At 72.2% G+C, this 15,338-nt stretch carries 12 protein-coding genes; 10 read left to right on the top strand and 2 right to left on the bottom strand.

Annotated elements, in window-relative coordinates:
• Complete coding sequence (locus BG418_RS35510) at positions 1 to 903, bottom strand: sugar phosphate isomerase/epimerase (RefSeq protein WP_188278173.1); 903 nt, start codon at positions 901 to 903, stop codon at positions 1 to 3.
• A 146-nt stretch (positions 904 to 1,049) separates the two neighbouring features.
• Between BG418_RS35510 and iolC the strand changes: the two genes are divergently transcribed.
• The 5 genes from iolC to mmsA are packed head-to-tail and all read left to right on the top strand — an operon-like array spanning position 1,050 to position 7,146.
• The gene (iolC, locus tag BG418_RS35505; protein WP_188278172.1) at positions 1,050 to 2,036 is read left to right on the top strand and encodes a 5-dehydro-2-deoxygluconokinase; all 987 of its coding nucleotides are present in this window, start codon (positions 1,050 to 1,052) and stop codon (positions 2,034 to 2,036) included.
• The gene (locus tag BG418_RS35500; protein ID WP_188278171.1) at positions 2,033 to 2,926 is read left to right on the top strand and encodes a deoxyribose-phosphate aldolase; all 894 of its coding nucleotides are present in this window, start codon (positions 2,033 to 2,035) and stop codon (positions 2,924 to 2,926) included. Before iolC ends, BG418_RS35500 begins: the two co-directional genes overlap by 4 nt.
• A gap of 16 nt (positions 2,927 to 2,942) precedes the next feature.
• Positions 2,943 to 3,752 carry a 5-deoxy-glucuronate isomerase gene (iolB, locus tag BG418_RS35495; protein ID WP_188278170.1) on the top strand — a complete coding sequence of 270 codons (810 nt, stop codon included), beginning with the start codon at positions 2,943 to 2,945 and terminating at the stop codon, positions 3,750 to 3,752.
• Complete coding sequence (iolD, locus tag BG418_RS35490) at positions 3,749 to 5,629, top strand: 3D-(3,5/4)-trihydroxycyclohexane-1,2-dione acylhydrolase (decyclizing) (RefSeq protein ID WP_188278169.1); 1,881 nt, start codon at positions 3,749 to 3,751, stop codon at positions 5,627 to 5,629. The genes iolB and iolD overlap by 4 nt, the downstream gene beginning before the upstream one ends.
• Before the next feature lie 14 nt (positions 5,630 to 5,643).
• Entirely contained in the window at positions 5,644 to 7,146 is a 1,503-nt protein-coding gene (gene mmsA / locus BG418_RS35485) for a CoA-acylating methylmalonate-semialdehyde dehydrogenase (RefSeq protein WP_188278168.1), read from the top strand.
• A gap of 25 nt (positions 7,147 to 7,171) precedes the next feature.
• Here the strand turns inward: mmsA and BG418_RS35480 are convergent, their stop codons facing one another.
• Positions 7,172 to 7,921, bottom strand: coding sequence for a glutamine amidotransferase-related protein (locus BG418_RS35480; RefSeq protein WP_188278167.1), 750 nt, complete (start codon positions 7,919 to 7,921; stop codon positions 7,172 to 7,174).
• A gap of 95 nt (positions 7,922 to 8,016) precedes the next feature.
• Here BG418_RS35480 and BG418_RS35475 point away from each other — a divergent pair, with 95 nt between their 5' ends.
• The 5 genes from BG418_RS35475 to BG418_RS35455 all read left to right on the top strand — a co-directional run bounded on the left by BG418_RS35475 (position 8,017) and on the right by BG418_RS35455 (position 15,208).
• Positions 8,017 to 8,904, top strand: coding sequence for a LysR family transcriptional regulator (locus tag BG418_RS35475; RefSeq protein WP_188278166.1), 888 nt, complete (start codon positions 8,017 to 8,019; stop codon positions 8,902 to 8,904).
• Positions 8,905 to 9,273: 369 nt separating this feature from the next.
• Entirely contained in the window at positions 9,274 to 10,671 is a 1,398-nt protein-coding gene (locus tag BG418_RS35470) for an APC family permease (protein WP_188278165.1), read from the top strand.
• Positions 10,672 to 10,771: 100 nt separating this feature from the next.
• Positions 10,772 to 11,563 carry a maleylpyruvate isomerase family mycothiol-dependent enzyme gene (locus BG418_RS35465; RefSeq protein WP_188278164.1) on the top strand — a complete coding sequence of 264 codons (792 nt, stop codon included), beginning with the start codon at positions 10,772 to 10,774 and terminating at the stop codon, positions 11,561 to 11,563.
• A 124-nt stretch (positions 11,564 to 11,687) separates the two neighbouring features.
• Positions 11,688 to 14,324 carry an alpha/beta fold hydrolase gene (locus BG418_RS35460; RefSeq protein WP_188278163.1) on the top strand — a complete coding sequence of 879 codons (2,637 nt, stop codon included), beginning with the start codon at positions 11,688 to 11,690 and terminating at the stop codon, positions 14,322 to 14,324.
• The gene (locus BG418_RS35455) at positions 14,321 to 15,208 is read left to right on the top strand and encodes an ABC transporter permease (protein WP_188278162.1); all 888 of its coding nucleotides are present in this window, start codon (positions 14,321 to 14,323) and stop codon (positions 15,206 to 15,208) included. Before BG418_RS35460 ends, BG418_RS35455 begins: the two co-directional genes overlap by 4 nt.
• Positions 15,209 to 15,338: the final 130 nt, after the last annotated feature.

Here is a 15,338-nt window from a genome sequence, read left to right as displayed (position 1 = left end):
TCAGGCCCCGCAGGAGCGCAGGAACGCGCGGGTGCGTTCGGCGATGGGCAGCGGGCGGTCCGGATCGCACGGGTACATGTCCTGCTCCACGATGGCGAAGAGGTCGACGTCGAGGGCCTGCGCGGCCGCGAGGACCGGTTCGAGCGCGGGCACCCCGGTCGGCGGCTCGCACATCACGCCCCGCGCCACGGCGGGCCCGAACGGCAGCTCCTCGGCGTGCACCTGGGCCAGGATCTCCGGGTCCACCTGCTTGAGATGGAGATAGCCGATCCGCTCCCCGTACGTCTCGATCAGCTTGACGCTGTCGCCGCCGCAGTAGGCGTAGTGGCCGGTGTCGAGGCACAGGTTGACCAGGTCGGGGTCGGTGGCGTCGAGCAGGCGGGCCACGTTCTCCTCGCTGTCGACATGGGTGTCGGCGTGCGGATGGACCACGATCTTCAGCCCGTAGCGCTCGCGCACCTCGCGGGCCAGGCGCTCGGTCTGGGTGGCCAGATCGCGCCACTGCGCGGCGGTGAGTGTCGAACTCTCCAGGACCTCGCCCGTCTTGTCGTCGCGCCAGAACGCCGGGATGACGACGAGGTGTTCGGCGCCGGTGGCCCGGGTCAGCTCGGCCACGTCCGCGACGTGCTCCCAGGTCGCGTCCCACACGGCGGGCCCGTGGTGCAGCCCGGTGAAGACGGTCCCGGCCGAGACGCGCAGGCCCCGGCGCCCGGTCTCGTCGGCGAGGCGCGCCGGGTCGGTGGGGAGATAGCCGTACGGTCCGAGCTCGATCCACGCGTACCCCGCGTGCGCGACCTCGTCGAGGAACCGGGACCAGGGAACTTGGCGCGGGTCGTCGGGGAACCAGACGCCCCAGGAGTCGGGGGCCGAGCCGATCCGGATACGAGTCCTGTCCGTCGTCATGGGAGCCAGCCTTCCGGGGGCGCCGGAACAGTGTCAAGACTACGTCCGAATGTCAGGACAAAAGATTGACAGGGCCGGGCCGGGGCGGCTAGACCTGGGACCGGCCGAGGTCACCCATGAAGGGTCCACCGATGAAGGGGGCGTGCATGGAGGCGGATCCGTACGGGGTTCCGTACGACGTGATCACCATGGGCCGGATCGGGGTGGACCTCTATCCGCTCCAGACCGGTGTGCCGCTCTCGCGGGTCACGTCCTTCGGCAAGTTCGTCGGCGGCTCGCCCACCAACGTGGCGGTCGCGGCGGCCCGGCTCGGCCGGCGCACGGCGGTCATCACCCGCACCGGCGAGGACCCCTTCGGTGAGTATCTGCGGGCGGAACTGGTCGAGTTCGGGGTCGACGCCCGCTGGGTCACCCCCGTCCCGGGCCTGCCCACCCCCGTCACCTTCTGCGAGATCTTCCCGCCGGACGACTTCCCGCTCTACTTCTACCGTGAGCCGAAAGCACCCGATCTGGAGCTGTACGAGGCGGAGTTGGACCTCGATGCGATCCGCGCGGCCCGGATCTTCTGGGTGACGGGGACGGGCCTGAGCGTCGAGCCCAGCCGGTCCACCACCCTGGCGGCGCTCGCGGCCCGGGCCCGCGCGGGCATCACGGTCTTCGACCTCGACTGGCGGCCGATGTTCTGGAAGACCACGGAGACCGGAACGGAGACCGAAGAGACCACCCGCTACTACCGCGACGCCCTGCGGTACGCCACCGTCGCCGTCGGGAACCTCGACGAGTGCGCGGTGGCCACCGGTGAGCGCGAGCCGTACGCCGCCGCGCGGGCGCTGCTCGTCGCCGGGGTCGAGCTCGCGGTCGTCAAGCAGGGGCCCAAGGGGGTCCTCGCGATGGGCCGGGACGGGCGGGCCGTCGAGGTGCCGCCCGTCGAGGTGGAGGTGGTCAACGGGCTCGGCGCCGGGGACGCGTTCGGCGGCGCGCTCTGCCATGGGCTGCTCGCCGGGTGGGAGACCGAACGGATCGCGCGGTACGCCAACGCCGCCGGCGCGATCGTCGCCTCCCGGCTCGCCTGCTCCTCCGCGATGCCGTTCCCGGACGAGGTCGAGCGCGTACTGGCGGGGGGAGCGGCGTGAGCATCCGCGTCAGCCCCGGCGAACTCGCCCGGGTCCGCGCCCGGCACCCGCAGGCGATCGCCGAGGCGGCCGCGCGGCGCGTACGGCGTCCGCTCGTCCGGGGCGGCGGGCGCCTGTTGATCATCGCCGCCGACCACCCCGCCCGGGGCGCGCTCGGCGTCGGCGAGGACGCCTTCGCGATGGCCGATCGCCGCGTCCTGCTCGAACGGCTCTGCCTCGCCCTGTCCCGGCCCGGCGTCGACGGGGTGCTCGCCAGCGCCGACATCCTGGAGGACCTGCTGCTGCTCGGCGCGCTCGACGACAAGGTCGTCATCGGGTCGATGAACCGGGGCGGGCTCGCCGGGGCCGCCTTCGAACTGGACGACCGGTTCACCGGCCACCGCGCCCAGGACCTCGCCCGCCTGGGCTTCGACGCGGGCAAACTGCTGCTGCGCGTCGACTACGACGACCCCGGCTCGCTCGACACGCTGCACTCGGCCGCCCGCGCCATCGACGAGATGGCGGAGCGTCGGCTGCCGGTCTTCGTGGAGCCGTTCATCTGTCACCGGCGCGACGGGCGGCTCCGGAACGATCTCCGTGCCGAGCCCGTCACGCGCTCGCTCGCCATCGCCTCCGGTCTCGCCGGGACCTCGGCGTACACCTGGCTGAAGGTCCCCGTCACCGAGGATCCGGACGACATGGCCCGGGTGATGGCGACCACGACGCTGCCCGCCGTGCTGCTCGGCGGCGACGTCGGCGGGACGGCGGCCGAGCAGGAGGCGGCGTACGAGAAGTGGCGCTCGGCACTCCAACTACCCACGGTGCAGGGTCTGGTGGCCGGGCGCACGCTGCTCTATCCGGCCGACGGGGACGTGGCGGGCGCGGTCGATACCGCGGTCGGGCTGCTGTAGGGGGTAGGGAGGACGCATGGACGAGCTGTTCGTACGGGCGGGCTCCACCGCCCAGGGGGCCTACGCCCTCGACATCGGCCCCGAGCGGGCCGGCTGGGACCACTCCGCGCTGCGCGTGCTGGAGCTGGCGCCCGGCGGCACGCATGAGTTCACCACCGGCGACAGCGAGTGGATCGTGCTGCCGCTCAGCGGTGGATGTACGGTACAGACAGAAGATCGAATCCTGGAACTGCTGGGCAGGGAGAACGTGTTCGGCGGGGTCAGCGACTTCGCCTATCTCCCGCGTGACGCCCATGCGCAGATCGCCTCCGGCGCGGGAGGCCGCTTCGCCCTGGCAGGAGCGAGATGCGAGCGCCGACTCCCCGCTCGCCGCGGCCCCGCGCCGGAGGTACCCGCCGAACGGCGGGGTGCGGGCGTCAGCGCCCGCGAGGTCCGCAACTTCGCCGCCGCCGACACCTTCCTGTGCGACCGGCTGATCGCCGTGGAGGTGATCACGCCCGGCGGCAACTGGTCCTCGTACCCGCCCCACAAGCACGACGAGCACATCCCGGGGCGGGAGTCGGTCCTTGAGGAGATCTACTACTTCGCGTTCGAGGACCCCAAGGGCTTCGGCTACCAGCGGGTCTCGCCGTCGCGGCCCGGTGGCGCGGACGTGCTCGCCGAGGTGCGTACGGGTGACGCCGTGCTCGTCCCCGACGGCTGGCACGGCCCGTCGATCGCCGCACCCGGGCATCCCATGTACTACCTGAACGTCATGGCGGGCCCCGGCGAGGAGCGCGCGTGGCGGATCAGCTTCCACCCCGACCATGTGGAGGGTTACCGATGAGCGCGACGACGAGGCGGCTCACCACCGCGCAGGCGCTGCTCGCCTTCCTCTCGCGGCAGTACACCGCCCGGGGCGGCACCGAACAGCGCCTGATCACCGCGACCTGGGGCATCTTCGGCCACGGCAACGTCGCCGGGATCGGGCAGGCGCTCCTGGAACCCGGCAGCGACATGCCGTACCACCAGGGCCGCAACGAACAGGCCATGGTGCACGCGGCGGTCGGCTACGCCCGCCAGTCCCAGCGGCTCTCGGCGCACGCGGTGACCACCTCGATCGGCCCGGGCGCCACCAACCTGGTCACGGGCGCGGCGCTCGCCACCGTCAACCACCTCCCGGTCCTGCTGCTGCCCGGCGACGTGTTCGCATCCCGCCCCGCCGACCCCGTCCTCCAGCAGCTCGAAGTCCCGTACGCGGGCGACGTGTCGGTCAACGACTGTCTGCGCCCGGTCTCGCGCTACTTCGACCGGATCACCCGGCCCGAGGCGCTGATCCCGGCCGCGCTCGCCGCGATGAGCGTGCTCGCCGACCCGGCCAGGACCGGCGCGGTGACGCTGGCGCTGCCGCAGGACGTGCAGGCGGAGGCGTACGACTGGCCGGAGGAGTTCTTCCGGCGGCGGGTGTGGCAGGTGCGGGCGACGCCGCCCGAGTCGTACGAGCTGAACGCGGCCGTCCAACTGCTGCGCGGTGCCCGGCGCCCGCTGATCGTCGTGGGCGGCGGCGTTCACCACAGCGGGGCCGAGCAGGCCCTGCTGTCCTTCGCCGACCGGACCGGCATCCCCGTCGCCTCCACCCAGGCGGGCAAGGGCTCGCTCCCGTACGACCACCCCTGTGACGTGGGCGGCATCGGCCACACCGGCACGGCCACCGCCGACGAACTGGCCCGCACCGCCGACGTCGTGCTCGGCGTCGGCACCCGCTGGACCGACTTCACCACCGCGTCCTCGACGCTCTTCCAGCACCCCGACGTCCGCTTCGCGAACATCAACGTCAACGCCGCCGACGCCCACAAGATGGGCGGCCTGCAAGTCCTCGCGGACGCGCGCGTGGGACTCCAGGCGCTGGCGAAGGCGCTGGGCGAACACCGCGTCGAGCCGTCGTACGAGAGCGAGTACGCGGAGCTGAAGGCTGCGTGGGAGAAGCGGGTGACCCTCGCGTACACCCCCGAGAGCGAGGACGCCCAGCCCACCCAGGCCCAAGTCCTCGGCGTACTCGACACGTTGGTCACCGCGGACGACATCCTGATCAACGCGGCGGGCTCGCTCCCCGGCGATCTGCACAAACTGTGGCGGACCCGCTCGCGCGACCAGTACCACGTCGAGTACGGCTACTCCTGCATGGGATACGAGATCCCGGCGGCGATCGGGGTCGCGATGGCCGCGCCCGGGCGGCCGGTGTGGGCGCTGGTCGGCGACGGTACGTATCTGATGAATCCGACGGAAATCGTCACCGCCGTGCAGGAGAACATTCCGCTCAGGGTGGTGATCCTGCAGAACCACGGGTATGCCTCGATCGGCGGGCTTTCGGAGTCGGTGGGCGGCGAGCGGTACGGCACGGCGTACCGCTTCCGGGCGCCGGACGGCAGCTATACAGGGGAGCCGCTGCCGGTGGATCTCGCGGCGAACGCGGCCTCGCTCGGGATGGCCGTGCTGCGCCCCGGGACCATCCGTGACCTGCGCGAAGCCCTCGCGACCGCGCGTGCGGCGGACCGTCCCACATGTGTCTACGTGGAGACCAAAACGGCAGACACTGTGTCGGGCCCGCCCCCGGCGCAGGCGTGGTGGGATGTTCCTGTGGCCGAGACCGCGACCCGTCCGTCGGCGGTCGAGGCGCGTGAGGAGTACGACCGGCAAGTCGCAGCCCGACGCCGCCATCTCTGAGGGAGTTTCCTGTCATGACGAAGACCGTCAACCACTGGATCGGTGGCAAGGCCGTCGAGGGCGTCTCCGGTACGTACGGTCCGGTGACGGATCCCGCGACCGGTGCCGTCACGACGCAGGTCGCCTTCGCGAGCGTCGACGAGGTGGACGCGGCGGTCGCGGCCGCCCGGGAGGCGTACGCGACCTGGGGCCAGTCCTCGCTCGCCCAGCGCACCACTGTGCTGTTCAAGTTCCGCGCGCTGCTCGACGCCAACCGGGACGCCATCGCCGAGCTGATCACCGCCGAGCACGGCAAGGTGCACTCGGACGCGCTCGGCGAGGTCGCGCGCGGCCTGGAGATTGTGGACCTGGCCTGCGGGATCACCGTCCAGCTCAAGGGCGAGCTCTCCACCCAGGTGTCGCAGCGCGTGGACGTCTCCTCGATCCGCCAGCCGCTCGGCGTGGTCGCGGGCATCACGCCCTTCAACTTCCCGGCCATGGTGCCGATGTGGATGTTCCCGATCGCCGTCGCCTGCGGCAACACCTTCGTGCTGAAGCCGTCGGAGAAGGACCCGTCGGCCTCCATGAAGATCGCGGAGCTGCTGAGCGAGGCCGGGCTGCCCGACGGCGTGTTCAACGTCGTCCACGGTGACAAGGTCGCGGTCGACGCGCTGCTCGCCCACCCGGACGTGGCCGCCGTCTCCTTCGTCGGCTCCACCCCGATCGCCCGCTACATCCACACCACGGCCTCCGCGAACGGCAAGCGCGTCCAGGCCCTCGGCGGCGCCAAGAACCACATGCTGGTCCTGCCGGACGCGGACCTGGACGCGGCCGCCGACGCCGCCGTCTCCGCCGCGTACGGCTCGGCGGGCGAGCGCTGCATGGCGATCTCGGCCGTGGTGGCGGTCGGTTCGATCGGCGACGAGCTGGTGGAGAAGATCCGCGAGCGCGCCGAGAAGATCAAGATCGGCCCCGGTAACGACCCGGCCTCCGAGATGGGCCCGCTGATCACCGCCGTTCACCGCGACAAGGTCGCCTCGTACGTGACCGGCGCCGCCGCCCAGGGCAGCGAGGTCGTCCTCGACGGCACCGGCTACACGGTCGACGGCTTCGAGAACGGCCACTGGATCGGCCTCTCGCTCCTGGACCGGGTGCCGGTGACGGCGGACGCGTACAAGGACGAGATCTTCGGCCCGGTGCTGTGCGTGCTGCGCGTGGAGTCGTACGACGAGGGGCTCGCCCTCATCAACGCCTCGCCGTTCGGCAACGGCACCGCGATCTTCACCCGGGACGGCGGCGCCGCCCGCCGCTTCCAGATGGAGGTCGAGGCCGGCATGGTCGGCGTCAACGTGCCGATCCCGGTGCCGGTGGGCTACCACTCCTTCGGTGGCTGGAAGGACTCGCTCTTCGGCGACCACCACATCTACGGCAACGACGGCACGCACTTCTACACCCGCGGCAAGGTCGTCACCACCCGCTGGCCGGACCCGGCCGACGGCCCGGCCGGCGTCGACCTGGGCTTCCCCCGCAACCACTGACCACGGCTCGGCCGACCACCACGGCTCAGCCCTTCGATGCGGCCCGCACGGTTTCCCCCGCCGTGCGGGCCGCTGCCGTTGCCACGGCCGCCGCCGCCAGGCCCCGGATGACCGGGTGCGGGCGGGTGCCGTCGCCGGACAGCTCCGGCTGGAAGAGCGTGGCCAGGAAGAACGGGTGATCGGGGAGCTCGGCGATCCGGACGCCGCCCTCGGCGTCGGTGCCGGTGAAACGTAGACCGTGGGCGCGCAGGGTGTCGAGGTGGCGGGGGTTGGGGCCGAAGTGGCAGTGGTAGCGCTCCACCGTCCGCTCGGCACCGAGCAGTTGCTCGGCCAGCGAGCCCGGGGCGAGCTCGACCGTACCCTCGTGGCCGACCAGCGAGCAGGCCAGCGGCACGATCAGCGCGTCCCCGAGGTCGGCGTCCGGGTTGTTCTCGGCGTGCGCGATGTCGTCGAGGCCGCACACGTCACGGGCGAATTCGAGCAGCGCGTGCTGGAAGCCGCCGCAGGTGCCGAGGAAGGGGATGCCCTGCTCGCGGGCGGTGCGCACGGCGGCGACCACACCCGCCTCGCTGCGGTACGGGCTGCCGGGCAGCAGCCAGACCGCGTCGAACCCGTCGACACCGCCCTCGGCCTCCTCAGTGGGGATCCAGTACGCGTCGAGGTCGAGCCCGTCGCGCTCGCGCAGGGCGTCGAGCAGCAGCGGGACACGGGTGTGGGAGCGGACGTTGGGGGAGTGGTCGCCGACCAGGGCGATCCGTGCGGTGTGGTTCGTCATGCGTCCATCGTGGGCGGCCGCCTCGCATCACGTCCAACGATGATCAATGCATCGAGCATTAGTGATACTGATGCCCTCGCGTTTTACTGATCCGCATGGATCCCCACCTCCTGCGCACCTTCGTCGCCGTCGTCGAGCACCGCTCCTTCTCCGGCGCCGCCCAGGCCCTCGGCTATACGCAGTCGGCCGTCTCGCAGCACATCGCCGCCCTGGAGGCCGACCTCGGCGCCCGGCTCGTGGAGCGCAGGCCGGTCGGGCCGACCGAGGCGGGCGAGCGGCTGATGGAGCACGCCCGGCCGCTGCTGCTGCGGCTCGACGCGGCCCGCGCGGACATCGCCCGGCTGCGCGGGGTGCGTGGCGCGCGTCTGGCGCTCGTCTGCACCCCGGCCGCGCTCACGCTGGCGCTCGCCGCAGCCCTGGCCGGGGTGCGGCGGGACGCGCCGGGGCTCGCGGCCGAGGTGCGGGTGCTCGGGCGGGACGCGGCCGTACGGGCGGTGGTGACCGGGGAGGCCGACCTGGGGCTGGTGGACGGGGCCGCCGCCCCCAACGACCCGCTGCCCCTGCCGGACGCGGGCCCGATGGTCACCGTGGCCGTCGCCGAGACCCCGCTCGCGGTGCTGTTCCCGGCCGGGCACCCGCTGGCGCGCCGTACCTCGCTGCGGCTCGCGGACCTGGCCGACGCGCACTGGATCGACGCGCCGGACACGGCCGTGCCGCTCGCCCAGCTGCGCGCCGCCGCGCACGCCGACGGCTTCCGGCCCCGACTGACGTACGGGGGAGGGGACTTGAGGGGACTTGCCGAGCTGGTCGCGGCCGGACACGGGCTCGCCGCGACGGGGCTTGAGGCGGCCGCAGGCCTCGCGGGCGCGGTCGCCGTCCGCGTCTCGGCGCCGCGTCTGGTGCACCGTACGGAGGTACTGCACCCGCGCACGCCGTCGGCGCCGGTGCGGGCGCTGGTGGCGGCGCTGGGCGGGGGCGCGTGACGGTCGGGGGGGACCGGGGGTAAACGCGTCCTGGTGACCCGGGGTAACCGCAAGCGCCGTCTCGGTCGTCGCGGCCGTTTCGACATGCGGAACCGGGCAAGATTTTTCCGCGCGCGGGCTGCGGTTCCCGTACTGCCGGATAGCGCTCTTTTATTGCGCTCTTAACGCCGGATCAGTGCCAGAAGGGCTTTGGAGCGACGAATTCCGTAGGTGAACAGCTATTGACCTGCGGATCGCGTGGAGATTGAAATGGCGCCCCGGGAGCGACACACCACTCAACCCCGGGGCCGGACGGGCCCCGGAGCACCACCCGGAGGTCGATAGCGCTCCCCGCTCACACCCCGCACCTTGCCGATCGGATGCGCATCGATGACCGAAACGCTCAGCCCGCCCCACGTCCTCTCCCCGGCGACGGGCGAAGCCCCCAAGAAGCTCAAGCGTTCCATCGGCGTCGTGGGCGGCACCCTGCTCACGCTGTCCTGCGTGACGCCCGCGTCCACGCTCTTCGTGGTGGTGCCGGACCTCTTCGCCGGCCTCGGCACCTACACCGCGCTCACCATCGCCATCGGCTCGCTGCTCTGTATCGGCGTCGCGTTCTGCTACTCGGAGCTGGGCACGCTCATCCCCAGCGCGGGCGGCGAGTACGCGATGGTCTCCACGCTCGCGGGCCGCCTCGCGGGCTGGCTGGTGTTCGTCCTGTCCCTGCTCGTGGTGATGATCGTCCCTCCGGTCATCGCGATGGGCACGGCCGACTACCTGGCCCCGCTCGTCCACATCCCGGCGCCGGTCGCGGGCGGCGGCGTGATGCTGCTCGCCACCCTCGCCGGACTGCTCGACCTGCGGGCCAACGCCTGGATCACCGGCATCTTCCTGGTGCTCGAAGTCGTCGCCGCGGCCGTCGTCGCCGTCCTCGGCTTCTCGCACAGCCACCGGGGCGCCTCCTCGCTGGTCCACGGCACGGTCGCCGGTGACGGCGGTACGCACTCCACGGTGACCGCGATGATGGTCATCTCGGGCCTGGCCATCGCGCTCTTCGTCACCCAGGGCTTCTCGACGGCCGTCTACCTCTCCGAGGAGCTGGAGCACCCGCGCCGCAACGTCGCGCGGACCGTGCTCGCCACCCTCGCCATCTCCACCGCCGTCATCCTCGTCCCCGTCATCGCGATCACTGTCGGCGCCCCCGACCTCTCGGCGCTCAGCGCGGGTGACATCGGCTCGATGGTCACCGCCTGGTCCAACTCGGCCGTCGGCACCTTCGTCAGCCTCTGCGTCGCCCTCGCCATCGTCAACGCGGGCATCGTGATGGTCATCCAGAACTCCCGCGTCCTGTTCGCCTCGGCCCGCGACAAGGCCTGGCCGGAGCCGGTCAACCGCGCGCTCTCCCGCTTGGGCCGGTTCGGCTCCCCGTGGGTCGCCACCCTCCTGGTCGGCGTCCCGGGCGCGGCCCTGTGCTTCGTCAACCTGGACACCCTGTACGGCGTCACGGGCGTCTCGGTCACCGGGATGTACCTGCTGGTCGCGGTCGCGGCGCTGCTCAGCCGCCGGGGCGCGCACCGCGAGGTCCCGGCCTGGCGGATGCCGCTGTGGCCCACGGTCCCGGTGGTGCTGATCGCCGTCCTCGCGTACATCCTCACCCAGCAGGAGACGGCGTATCTGCTGTGGACCGGCGGCATCACCGCCGTCGCCACCCTCTACTGGGCGTTCTATCTGCGGCCGCGCCGCGAGACGCGCTGGCTGGTGAGCATTCCGGAGGACGAGCAGGTCTGAGGCGGGTCCAGGACAAGGGCGGTCGGGACCGGGCACTCTGTCCGGTTCCGGCCGCTCAATCAGGGGACGTAACGGGCGGACCGCGCCTAGGGTTCGGGGTATGACTGCCGCGGATTCTCCTCTGGACCACGACTTCTACTGTTCCGAAATCCTCCGCCAGACAGACGAGTTGAGGTCCCACCTGTCGGGTGCGGACCTCTCCGTCACCGTACCGACCTGCCCCGACTGGACGTTGCGCGAGCTCGCCGTCCATGTGAGCGGCGCGCACCGCTGGGTCGCCGAGATCGTACGGTCGAAGACCACCAGCGCTCCCGATCAGCTCTCGCTCGACTCCAAGGGCCCCGACAGCGAAGAACCGGCCGCCATGGACGCCTGGTTGGCGCAGGGCGCCGAGCTCTGCGCCGACGCGCTGCGCGCGGCCGGTCCCGACCAGGCGGCCTGGACCTGGGCGGGGGAGGCGACCACCGGGTTCTGGGCGCGCCGGATGACGCATGAGACGGTGGTCCACCGCGCGGACGCCGCGTTCACCGTCGGCGTCGAGTACCGGCTCGCGCCCGAGGTGGCCGTCGACACCATCGACGAGTGGCTGGAGATCATCACCTTCATCCAGGCAGCCAAGCTCGCCCCTCAGGCCGCCGAGCTGCGCGGCCCCGGACGCAGTATCCATCTGCACGCCACCGACGTGCCGGACGCGGAGTGGCTGATCGAACTCGGCGAGGAGGGGGTGAGCTGGCGCCGGGGCCACGAGAAGGCGACGGTCGCGCTGCGCGGCCCGCTGACCGACGTCATGAACGTCTTCTACCGGCGGCTGCCCGCCGACAGCCCCAAGGTCGAGGTGCTCGGCGACGCCGGACTCCTCGACTTCTGGCTCCAGCGGGCGTCGTTCGGCTGAGCGGTCCGGCAGCGCTTCTACTCCCGCTGCGGTACGGGAGACGGCGGCCGTACGCCGTGAGTACCGCCGCCACCTCCACCTGGCGGCAGGCTCGGTTGTCGGAGGCGGCACTTACGGTGGAGGCATGGAATTGCGCAGACCTCGTCTTCGCCGACCTCGTGGACGGGCGGCGGCCGCCATGGCCGCCGCTCTGGCCGTGCTGGCCGGGGCCGGTATCTGGACGGCCGCCGGCGCCGGCGGCTCGCCGGCGGTGCACCAGGAGGACCGGGTCCTCCAGATGCCCGGCGCGAAGATCGACACGTCCTTCTTCACGACGGGCGGCGCGGACAAGAGGCGCCCCGCCGTGCTGCTCGGACACGGCTTCGGCGGCAACAAGGACGACGTACGCCCGCAGGCGCAGAAGCTCGCGCGCGAGGGCTTCGCCGTGCTGACCTGGTCGGCGCGGGGCTTCGGCGACTCCACGGGCGAGATCGGCCTCAACGACCCGGCCTTCGAGGTCAAGGACGTCTCGCGGCTCGTCGACTGGCTGGCCAAGCGCCCGGAGGTGCAGCTGGACGCGCCGGGCGACCCGCGCGTGGGCGTCACGGGCGCCTCCTACGGCGGCGCGATCTCGCTGCTCGCGGCGGGCTACGACAAGCGCGTGGACGCGATCGCCCCCCAGATCACCTACTGGAACCTGGCGGACGCGCTGTTCCCGGACGGCGTCTTCAAGAAGCTGTGGGCCGGGATCTTCTTCTCCACCGGCGGCGGCTGCAAGACCTTCGAGAAACAGCTCTGCGAGATGTACGAGAGGGTCGCGGTCAGCGGGAAGCCGGACACGCAGGCGCGCGACCTGCTCGCGGCCCGCTCCCCGTCCGCCGTCGGCGACCGCATCAAGGTGCCGACGCTCCTGGTGCAGGGCCAGACCGACTCGCTGTTCCCGCTCAGCCAGGCGGATGCGGCAGCCAGGAAGATCCGCGCCAACGGGGCGCCGGTCGCGGTCGACTGGATCGCGGGCGGCCACGACGGCGGCGACCGTGAATCGGGCCGGGTCGACGCCCGTATCGCCTCCTGGTTCGACCGCTATCTCAAGGGCGACAAGGGCGCCGACACCGGCCCCGCCTTCCGGGTCACCAGGACCGGCGGCATCAGCTCCACCGACGGCGCGGCCCAGCTGCGCGGCGCGACCAGCGACAGCTACCCGGGTCTTGCGAACGGTACGCGCGCGGTGGCGCTGAGCGGCCGTGAGCAGACCTTCGAGAACCCGGCGGGCGCGGCCCCGCCCGCCATCTCCGCCGTGCCCGGCGTCGGCGGCGGCCTCGCGGGCCTGTCCTCGCTCGGCGTGGGCGGCCTGAACATCGATTTCCCGGGCCAGTACGCGGCCTTCGACTCGCAGAAGCTGAAGCCCGGCATCCGCATCACCGGCTCGCCCACGGTCAAGCTGAAGGTCAGGTCGAGCGGCGACGACGCGGTGCTCTTCGCCAAGGTGTACGACGTGGGGCCCGGCGGCAAGCAGCAGGTGCTGCCGTCCCAACTGGTCGCACCCGTCCGGGTGGACGGCGCCAAGGACGGCAGGACGGTCGAGCTGACCCTGCCCGCCGTCGACCACAACGTGGAGGCGGGCCACCGGCTGCGCCTGGTGGTCGCCGCGACCGACCTCGGCTACGCCTCGCCGACCGCGCCGGGGACGTACACCGTCTCGCTCGCCGACGGCACACTGACCGTGCCGACCGCGCCCGGTGTGAAGACCGACCCGGCCGGGGTGCCGTGGTGGTCGTGGGGGCTGCCGCTGGCGGGCGCGGTGATCGCGGTCGGCCTGCTGGCCACCCGCCGTAAAACGGCTCCGGCCCCCGATGCGGAGCTGGCCGAAGTCCCGCTCCAGATCACCGACTTGACCAAGAGGTACAGCAAGTCGAGCGACCGTTACGCGGTCCGTGATCTCTCCTTCCGGGTCGAGAAGGGCCAGGTCCTGGGGCTTCTCGGGCCCAACGGCGCGGGCAAGACGACCACGTTGCGGATGCTGATGGGTCTGATCCGGCCCGACGGCGGCGAGATCCGGGTCTTCGGCCACGCGATCCGCCCGGGTGCGCCGGTGCTGTCGCGGGTCGGGGCGTTCGTGGAGGGCGCGGGCTTCCTGCCGCACCTTTCGGGCCGCGCCAACCTGGAGCTGTACTGGCAGGCCACCGGCCGTCCCGCCGAGGACTCGCACATGGACGAGGCGCTGGAGATCGCGGGCCTGGGCGACGCGCTCCAGCGTGCGGTGCGCACGTACTCGCAGGGCATGCGCCAGCGCCTGGCCATCGCCCAGGCCATGCTCGGCATGCCGGATCTGCTGATACTGGACGAGCCGACCAACGGTCTGGACCCGCCGCAGATCCGCGAGATGCGGGACGTGATGATCCGTTACGCGCAGGGCGGCCGCACGGTCATCGTCTCCAGCCACCTCCTGTCGGAGGTGGAGCAGTCCTGTACGCATCTGGTGGTCATGGACCGCGGCCGCCTCGTCCAGGCGGGCCCGGTCGCCGAGATCACCGGCGAGAGCGACACGCTCCTGGTGACGGTGGACGGCCCGGTCGCGGAGGTGCTTGCCGACAAGGTGGCCGCGCTGCCCGGCATCGGCGCGGCGACCCGTACCGACGAGGGCATGCTGGTGCGCCTCGCGGGCGCCACCCCGACCGAACTGATCACCGAACTGATCCGTCTGGACGTGCCGTTGACGGGCGTGGGCCCGCACCGCCGCCTGGAGGACGCGTTCCTGACCCTGATCGGAGGATCGGGATGACGACGCCGACGCACACGGGGACACCGTCCGGGGCGGACCTGCGGGCGACGGCGCCCGGCTACCGGCCCGGCCGCACCCTGCCGCTGCGGGTGGAGGCGGCGCGCCAGCTGCGACGCCGCCGCACCATGGTGATGGGCGGCATCCTCGCCGCCCTGCCCTTCATCCTGGTCACCGCCTTCGCGATCGGCGGCACACCGTCCGGCCGCGACGGCCGGATCACCCTGATCGACACGGCGACGGCGTCCGGCGCGAACTTCGCGGCGACCGCCCTGTTCGTCTCGGCGGGCTTCCTGCTCGTGGTGCCCATCGCCCTGTTCTGCGGGGACACGGTCGCCTCGGAGGCCAGCTGGTCCTCGCTGCGCTACCTGCTGGCCGCGCCCGTCCCCCGGGCCCGGCTGCTGTGGAGCAAGCTGGCGGTCGCGCTCGGCCTGAGCGCGGCGGCGATCGTGCTGCTGCCGCTGGTGGCGCTCGCGGTCGGCACGGCGGCGTACGGCTGGGGCCCGCTGGAGATCCCCACCGGCGGCTCCCTGGGCGCCGGGCAGGCGATACCGCGCCTGGCCATCGCGGTCGCGTTCGTCTTCGTCTCCCAACTGGTCACCGCCGGTCTCGCGTTCTGGCTGTCGACCAAGACGGACGCGCCGCTGGGCGCGGTCGGCGGCGCGGTCGGTCTCACCATCGTGGGCAACGTGCTGGACGCGATCACGGCGCTCGGCAGCTGGCGCAAGGCGCTGCCCGCACACTGGCAGTTCGCCTGGGCTGACGCGCTCCAGCCGCATCTGGAGTGGAGCGGCATGGCCCAGGGCGCGGGGGTCTCGGTGGGGTACGCGCTGGTGCTCATGGCCCTGGCGTTCCGGGGCTTCGAGAAGAAGGACATCGTGTCGTAGCGAGTTCGCCCTATGCCAAATGGCATAGGGCGAACGGCAGCTGACGATCCCTTATCACGTTTGGCCGGAAGTCGACTCGGCGTGGCTCGATGATAGAGTCCGATCTTGTTCGACTTTGGAAAGCGTGTGC

Source organism: Streptomyces sp. CBMA152 (genome assembly GCF_014596475.1).
GTDB lineage: Bacteria > Actinomycetota > Actinomycetes > Streptomycetales > Streptomycetaceae > Streptomyces.
This window is presented reverse-complemented; position numbering and strand designations above follow the sequence as displayed.